At 68.9% G+C, this 7661-nt stretch carries 7 protein-coding genes; 2 read left to right on the top strand and 5 right to left on the bottom strand.

Annotated elements, in window-relative coordinates; translation table 11 throughout:
• The 5 genes from VFS34_06030 to nadC all read right to left on the bottom strand — a co-directional run.
• The coding region (locus tag VFS34_06030; protein HET9794003.1) for a M20/M25/M40 family metallo-hydrolase at window positions 1–1258 on the bottom strand (1258 nt) is incomplete at its 3' end.
• A 13-nt stretch (window positions 1259–1271) separates the two neighbouring features.
• The gene (locus VFS34_06035; GenBank protein HET9794004.1) at window positions 1272–1460 is read right to left on the bottom strand and encodes a hypothetical protein; all 189 of its coding nucleotides are present in this window, start codon (window positions 1458–1460) and stop codon (window positions 1272–1274) included.
• Between the two features lie 27 nt (window positions 1461–1487).
• Window positions 1488–1943, bottom strand: coding sequence for a hypothetical protein (locus VFS34_06040; protein ID HET9794005.1), 456 nt, complete (start codon window positions 1941–1943; stop codon window positions 1488–1490).
• 185 nt (window positions 1944–2128) lie between these two features.
• Window positions 2129–3682, bottom strand: coding sequence for an L-aspartate oxidase (nadB, locus tag VFS34_06045; protein ID HET9794006.1), 1554 nt, complete (start codon window positions 3680–3682; stop codon window positions 2129–2131).
• A complete protein-coding gene (nadC, locus tag VFS34_06050; GenBank protein ID HET9794007.1) occupies window positions 3679–4521 on the bottom strand; it encodes a carboxylating nicotinate-nucleotide diphosphorylase in 843 nt (280 codons plus the stop codon). Before nadC ends, nadB begins: the two co-directional genes overlap by 4 nt.
• A gap of 228 nt (window positions 4522–4749) precedes the next feature.
• Between nadC and VFS34_06055 the strand changes: the two genes are divergently transcribed.
• A complete protein-coding gene (locus tag VFS34_06055; protein HET9794008.1) occupies window positions 4750–6876 on the top strand; it encodes a VWA domain-containing protein in 2127 nt (708 codons plus the stop codon).
• Window positions 6877–7008: 132 nt separating this feature from the next.
• A complete protein-coding gene (locus VFS34_06060; GenBank protein HET9794009.1) occupies window positions 7009–7518 on the top strand; it encodes a pyridoxamine 5'-phosphate oxidase family protein in 510 nt (169 codons plus the stop codon).
• Window positions 7519–7661: the final 143 nt, after the last annotated feature.

Raw genomic sequence — 7661 nt, forward strand, 5'->3', positions numbered from 1 at the left:
AAAGACCCAGGAAATACACCGGCGCTTTCAGGACGCTCTCCATCGAGAGCACCGCGCCGATCGAGCCCCCTTCGCGCACGAAGACCGGCTCCTTGCCGAACGCGAACTTCATCGAGGCCTTGATCGCGTCCGCATAGGGTCCGGTGGTCTTCGCGCTGTAGCCGGGAAGGGCGTGCTCCGACCACACCTCGACGTCGGGGTTCTTGGATTTGACGAAGTCCCGCACGAGCTTGGCGATCTTCTTCGGCTTCATGTTCGGGACGAGACGGCACGAGACGATCGCGGTCGCCGTGGGCGGAATGATCGTCTTGACGCCGGGACCCGTGTAGCCGCCCGCGATTCCGTGAACCTCGAACGTCGGCATCAGCCAGAGCCGTTTCATCACCTCGACGGGATCCTCGACGCGGATCGATTTGAGGAGATGGTCCTTCTTGAACTCGCGGGTCGTGAATCCGCACTTCTTCAGGTCCTCGAGCTCCCGCTTCGACGGTTTGACGACGTCGTCGTAGAACCCCGGGATCTTCACGCGGCCGGTCTTGGCGTCCATGCACTGCGCGATCAGCTCGCAGATCTCCGCCTGCGGATTGCGGGCGGCGCCCCCGGTCGTCCCCGAGTGCTGGTCGGTCTGGCCCGTGCGGATCGTGAACCGGAACCCCTGCAGGCCGCGGAGTCCCGCCGGACAGGCGGGATACTTGCGAGAAACCCAGACGGTGTCGCAGACGACGATCGAATCGGTCGCGAAATCGGCGGAATGGTTTCGGATCGTCTGCTCGAAATGAGGCGATCCGATCTCTTCTTCGAACTCCCACAGGAAGTCGATGTTCACGGGCGCGCCCTGATCCGCGGCGTACTTCGCCCCGAAGAGCGCGGAGATCGCGGGCCCCTTGTCGTCCGTCGTCCCGCGGCCGAAGTACGTTTCTCCCTTGCGCGTGAAGCGGAACGGCTCGGTCGTCCAATCGGGGCCGTCCGCGGGCTGGACGTCCAGATGGTTGTAGACCGTCACCGTCGGACGTCCGGCGCCCGCCCGGAAACGCCCGTGGACGAGAGGGTGGCCTCCGGTCTCGTAGACGCGAGCTTCGGCGCCCATCGAGGAGAGGAGGTCGGCCGCCCAGCGCGCTCCCCGGCCCATGTCGGGCTTGTGCTCGGGTTCCACGGACACCGTCGGAATCTCGACGATTTCCCGAAGCGCTTTCTCGAAACGATCCCGGGAACCGTCGGCGTATCGGGCGACGGCCTCTTTGGAGAAGTCAGCGGACATCCTCAGCTCCTTGTCACTTCTTCTTCTTCGGTTTGGGTTTGGCCGCGGGCCGCCGCCGGGGCGGAGCGGTCTTCTTGCGGGGCGCCGCAGGGGACGCCTTCTTCTTCGGCGGCGCTTTCTTCTTCTCCGGTTTCCGGGCTTTGGCGGGCGCGGCCTTTTCGGGCGCCGGAGCGGGCGCCTCCTTCGGCGGCTCGGCGGCCACCGCCGCCGCGCGCGCGGCCAGACGCTTCTATCTCGCGCGTGCCCGCGAAGCGGCCGCCGCGGCCTTTCGTTCCTCCGCGCGCTGCTGGCGCTCTTCGCGGGCGGCCTCGTCGGCCGCCGCCCGGGCCGCCTCCCATTTCGGAAGACGCTCGGCGATCACGCTCGCGAGCTCCCGCTCCGAGTACACCTGCGCCTTCGGGACCCGCTCCTTGAGAAGGTCTTTCCGGTCGTCGAAAACGTGAATGGCGAAGAGCTCGAGGTCGCGCGTGTCCTTCGCCTTGGAGAGATAGTCGGTCGTCTCGAGAGCGTGGGAAGGCGCCCGCGAGAAATCGATCACGATGGCGGCCGGCTTCTCCTTGCGCGCGAGCTCGTAGAACCGCGGCCAGCGGGGCTCCTCGACGATCAGCTCGGCCCCCGATTTGGCCAGCCGGGAGGCCTTGGCATCGCGGGCCTCGCCCGTAAAATGCAGAAAAAGAACCTTCATCGAGCCCTCACTGTCTGTCCGAATCTAATCGTTCCCGGTTCCCGGCGAAAGGGTTATTTTGCGCAAGACGCTGGGAAACGGCGGGAAAACGGGGCGGCACCGGTGCGCCGAACGGCCAGACTAGCACGGGTTCGGAGATCGCCCCGCTTCTCGTTCGCCGGGGCCGACGCGGACCCGGGGCGCCGCTAATCCTCGCGATAATGCGTGCCGCGCGAAATCCGATCCTCCGCGGCGGCCCGCGTCACCTCGAGCGCCGTGTGCACGCCGTTGCGCAGCCCGATCAGCGCGTCCGACATCACCCCGTGCCGGTAGAAATCGTCGATCTCGTGGCGGAGCTCGACCAGGAGCCGGCGGGCGCGCTCCAGCCGCTTCCCCGATCGGACGAGGCCGACGTAGTTCCACATGGTGTGCTTGACCACGAGCCAGTCCTGCGCGACGAGCGCCGGATCGACCGGCTCCGATTCGGGCTGCCACTCGCGGGCGACGAACGACTTCGCGGCCGCCGCCTCCCGCGCTTCCACCGCCGCCGACTCTCCGGCATTCCACCCCCACAACAGCCCTTCGAGGAGCGAGGTCGACGCCAGGCGGTTCGCCCCGTGGACCCCCGTGCAGGAGACCTCCCCCGCCGCGTAGAGGCCGGCGAGCGTCGTCCGGCCGACGAGGTCCACGGCGACCCCGCCGCACGAATAATGCGCCGCGGGAACGATCGGGACGGGCCCCTTCGTCACGTCGTACCCCGCCTCCCGGCAGCGCTCCGCGACTCCCGGGAAATGCTCGCGGATCCATTCCGGCGGCTTGTGCGAGATGTCGAGGAGAACGTTCGGCTGGTCCTCTTCGAGCATCCTCCGGTGGATCGCGCGCGCCACGATGTCTCGCGGCGCGAGCTCGCCGCGCGGATCGTAATCCTTGAGGAAGGGGCGTCCCTGCGCGTCGGTGATGATCGCCCCCGCTCCGCGAAGCGCCTCCGAGAGAAGCAGCCGCCCTTTCGGGTGAACGAGCGCGGTCGGGTGGAACTGGACGAACTGGAGATTCACGACCCGCGCCCGGGCGCGCACGGCCATGGCGACGCCGTCCCCGCGCGCTCCGGCCGGGTTCGTCGTGTGCAGGAACACCTGTCCGAGTCCGCCGGTCGCGAGGATCGTCGCGCGGGCGAGCGCGGGAGCCACGGTTCCGCGCGCCCGATCGAGGAGGTACGCGCCGAAGACGCGCGGCGACACGTACCGGTCGAGGGGATCGGGCGAGTCGTGAGCCGGCGTCAGCACGTCGACGGCGGTCTGGCCGGTGCGCCACTCGATCCGGCTTTCGCGGGCGACGGCGGCCAGCAGCGCGCGTTCGACGGGAATCCCCGTCTCGTCCTTGACGTGGAGGATCCGGGGCATCGAATGCGCCCCTTCGAGCGCCCAGTCGAATTCGCCGTCGGTCCGGTCGAAGGGGACGCCGAGCTCGTCGATCAGGAGCCGGCGCACGAGGTCCGGGCCTTCGCGGGCGAGCTTTTCGACGGCGGCGGGGTTGCAGAGGCCGCCGCCCGCCTTCTCGATGTCCGAGGCGAGGGCCTCGGGAGTGTCGCCCCGGGGACGGCCGACGATTCCTCCCTGCGCCCAGAACGTGTTCGAGGATTCCGGCGTTTCGGAGCGCGTCACGATGACGACGCGCGCGCCGCGGCGGGCGGCCGAGAGCGCGGCCGCGCAACCGGCGATCCCGGTCCCGATCACGAGGACGTCGCAGGTCGGCGCGGTCATGCGACCTCGATCTCCAGCGAAATGTCGGTCCCGGCGGCGGAATGGGTGAGCGCGCCGACCGAGATGAAGTCGACCCCGGTCTCGGCGCAGGCGCGGACGTTCTCCAGCGTGATTCCTCCCGACGCTTCGAGGGGGACCTCGGGCCGGAGGGAACGCGCGACCGACACGAGCGACGCGAGCTCCCGCGGGGAGCGGTTGTCGAGGAGAAGCGCGTCGGCCCCCGCGGCGAGCGCCTCCCGGAGCGCGCCTTCCGTTTCGACCTCCACCTCGATTCGGACGAGATGGGGCGCGTGCCGCTTCGCGCGGGCGACCGCCTCCGCGACGCTCCCGGCGACCGCGAGGTGGTTGTCCTTGATCAGGATGCCGTCGTCCAGCCCGAACCGGTGATTCGCCCCGCCGCCGGCGGCGACGGCCCGCTTGTCCAGCGCGCGCAGGCCGGGCGCCGTCTTGCGGGTGTCGAGGATGCGGCAGGACGTCCCCGCCACCGCGTCGACGTAGCGGCGGGTCGCGGTCGCGATTCCGCACATCCGCTGGAGCAGGTTCAACGCGACCCGCTCCCCGGAAAGCAGGGCGCGCGCCTTTCCGGAGACCGACGCCAGGACGGCGCCGGCGGCGGCGGCGGAGCCGTCCTCCGATTCCCCGGTCCAGACGCTATCGGGGTCGAGGAGCGAGAAAACCTCGCGGGCGACGTCCAGCCCGCACACGACCGCGGGCGTCCGGACGCGGAATCTTCCGAGGCCTTTTGCGCCGGCCGGGACGATCGCGTTCGTCGTCGCGTCTCCTCGGCCGAGATCCTCGGCCAGGAAACGCTCGAGGGACTCCCGCAGGAGGAACGACACGCGTGTAAGGATAGTCGAAGGCGGTGGCGTGGCCTCGGGAGGACTCCCCGTCCGAAATTCCGGACGCCGTCCGGAAAGCCTGCCTGTCATCGGCCTGTCATTTCACGGCGTAAACTCCGGGGAAGACGGGAGACGGGAGCGCTCCCCGGCCGGGGCGCGCCGATTGCTCCGAGAGGCGGAAACACGATGATCCGGCGCGGCCCGTCCGGCCGGAACGGGAGGAGAGAAATGAGATTTCGCGGCCTTCGGTCCCGCGCTCTGCCGGCGATCGTTTTCGCGGGGATCTGCGCGGCCACCGCGCAGGGCGCCACCCCGGGCGGCGGGGCGGTTCATGAGCACGCCGGCGTGTCGCTCGTCGAGGTCCCGGTGACCGTCGTCGACCGCGACGGGAAGCCGGTCCGCGGGCTCACCGCCGCGGATTTCGAGGTCCGTGACGACGGGAAGGAAGTCGCGATCCAGGCGGTCGACACGACCGAGTTCTCCACGGCCCATGCCGCCGCCCCGGTCCACGAGAACGTGACGGTCAGCGCCGCCGCGCGCCGGCGTTTTCTCCTGCTGTTCGATCTGTCGTATTCGACGCCGGCCCGCGTGACGCGGATCCGGGACGCCGCGCGAAAGTTCGTCCTCGATCAGATGGGTCCGGAAGACCTCGGGGCCGTCGCGACGTACTCCGTCTCTCACGGAGTGAAGCTCCTGGTCACCTTCACTTCGGACCGGGAGCAGCTCGCCGCGGCGGTCCAGACGCTCGGCCTCGCCAACGAAGCGGAGAACAGCCCCGATCCGCTCCGGTTCACCATCCTCAACATCGACATCACCCCCTCCGGCCAACAGATCGCCGGGTCCGCCGGCGGGCGCGTCGACGTCGAAAGCGAGCTCCGCCAGACGGCGGCGGCCGCCAAACGGAACGACGACGCCTACCGCCGCGGGAGGATCACCGAGGCCCTGCAGTCGTTCGGAACTCTGGCGAAGGCCCTCGATTCCGTCGAAGGGCGCAAGCAGGTCATCTACTTTTCGCAGGGATTCGACATGCGGCTCCTGCAGGGGAACGCGCAGGACACGCAGACCTCGCAGGAACAATCCGAGGCGGCCGCGCGCGGAGCGGTCTGGACGGTCGACAGCCAGCAGCGCTTCGGCAACACCGGGCTTCAGTCGGGGCTGAACGACGTGCTCGAACTCTTCAAGCGCAGCGACTGCGTCATCCAGGCCGTCGATCTCTCGGGGATCGCGGCGCCGCAGGACCAGGGAACGGAGCCGGGCGGCGGCGGCGGCAAGGCGGCCCTCTTCGCGATCGCCGACGGAACCGGCGGGAAGCTCTTCGAGAACGCGAACGATTTTTCCGGCCAGCTCGACAAGCTCCTCGAGGAGGAGAGCGTCGTTTACGTCCTCACCTTCTCGCCGAAGCTCACCGGTCATCCGGACCGGTTCCATCCGTTGAAGGTCCGCGTCAAGCGTTCCGGGGTGCGGCTCTCGGCGCGCGCGGGCTATTACGAGCCGAAGCCGTTCAAGGGAACGTCCACGGTCGAGAAGAATCTCTCCGCCGCGGACGTGATCGCCTCCGAGATCCCGATGACCGCGATTTCCCCCGCGGTTCTCGCGCAGACCTTCGCCGGAAAGAGCGGGCCCGAAACGACCGTCCAGGTCCGCGTGCCCGCGTCCGATCTCGTCTCGCAGAACAAGAGCGGCAAGCTTCCGATCGAGATCTACAGCTACGCGTTCGACTCCGCCGGAAAGGTCGCCGACTTCGCGACCGAGAGCGCGATGCTCGACCTGGAGCAGGTCCGGTCGAAGCTCGAATCGGGCGGCCTCCGCTGGTTCGCCCAGCTGAAGCTCGCCCCGGGCACCTACCGCCTGCGCTCGCTCGTCCGCGACAGCGAAACCGGAGCGATGGGCTTCGTCGCGCAGGACGTGGTCGTCCCGGATTTCTCGCAGAGAGCTCCCTATCTCGTTGCGCCGCTCGCCGTCGGCAGCATCGGCGGGCTCGTCCTTCGAAGCCGCTCCGTCCACGCCGGGGAAGCCCCATCGTTCCCCTACATCGTCGGAAGCGATCCTTTCCTGCCCGAACCGAATCCTTCGGTCGGCCGCGACCAGGAGCTGAAGATCTGCGTGTACACGTACGGGTTCGGAGACGCGGCGCAGCTGCGGCTGGGAGGGCAGATCCTCGACGCGCAAGGGAAACCGCTCGGCACCGCCGCGATCTCGCTCATCGGGCGCTCCGCGCCGGATGAGCTCGGGAGGTCGACCTATCTCCTCGGTTTCAAACCGGTGGCGCTGGTCGCGGGCCGATACCAGATCCGCATCATCGCGCAGAACGGAGAGACGGCGAGGCAGGGAGTGATCCCCATCGAAGTCCGATAGGAACCGCCGCGGGCTTCACTCGCGAGCCGCTCGTTCGACGAGCCGCGGAGGCGTCACGCATCGCGGTCCGGGAGCCGGCCCGCGCCATGTCCGGCACATGACTTGCTGCGATCGTTCCCGGGAGGTGCTCCCGTGGAAAACGACGCCCCGATCCGGCCCGAGATCGCGAAAATCGCCGAAATGATCCGTGACGTCGAAATCGCGATGCTCACGACGATCTCGGAAGACGGCTCGCTCCGGAGCCGTCCGATGGCCACCCTGAGGGACGAGTTCGACGGGACCCTCCGGTTCTTCCTTCCCGCGTCGGGAGCGCTCGCGGAAGACGTCCGCCGGCGGCCGGCGGTCGCCGTCAGCTATGCCGAGCCGAAGGACGAGCGGTACGTTTCGATCACGGGCCGGGCGAGCATCGTCCGCGATCCCGTCAGGATCGCTCAGCTCTGGCACCCGATGCTCGAGCGCTGGTTCCCGAAGGGCCAGACCGACCCGGACCTCGCCCTGCTCGAGGTCGAAGCGGAATCCGCGGACGCCTGGGACGGCCGAAAGAGCACCATGACCCGGCTGTACCAGAAGCTCCGGGCCGTCACCTCGGGCGAGATGCCCGACGGTCCCGATCGCGACCGCGTCGACTTCGCACGTCGCTGAATCGGGCGGGCAGGAATCCCCCCTCGCCGTCCACGGACGGCGAGTCGAGATCCGCTCGAGACGTCCGCGCGGCGGCTACTTTCGGCGCGCCTGTGCCTCTTGCTGGGTGATCGTCTCCAGCAGCGTCTTCATGTCGTCCGCGT

Source organism: Thermoanaerobaculia bacterium (assembly GCA_035717485.1).
Lineage (GTDB): Bacteria > Acidobacteriota > Thermoanaerobaculia > UBA5066 > DATFVB01 > DATFVB01.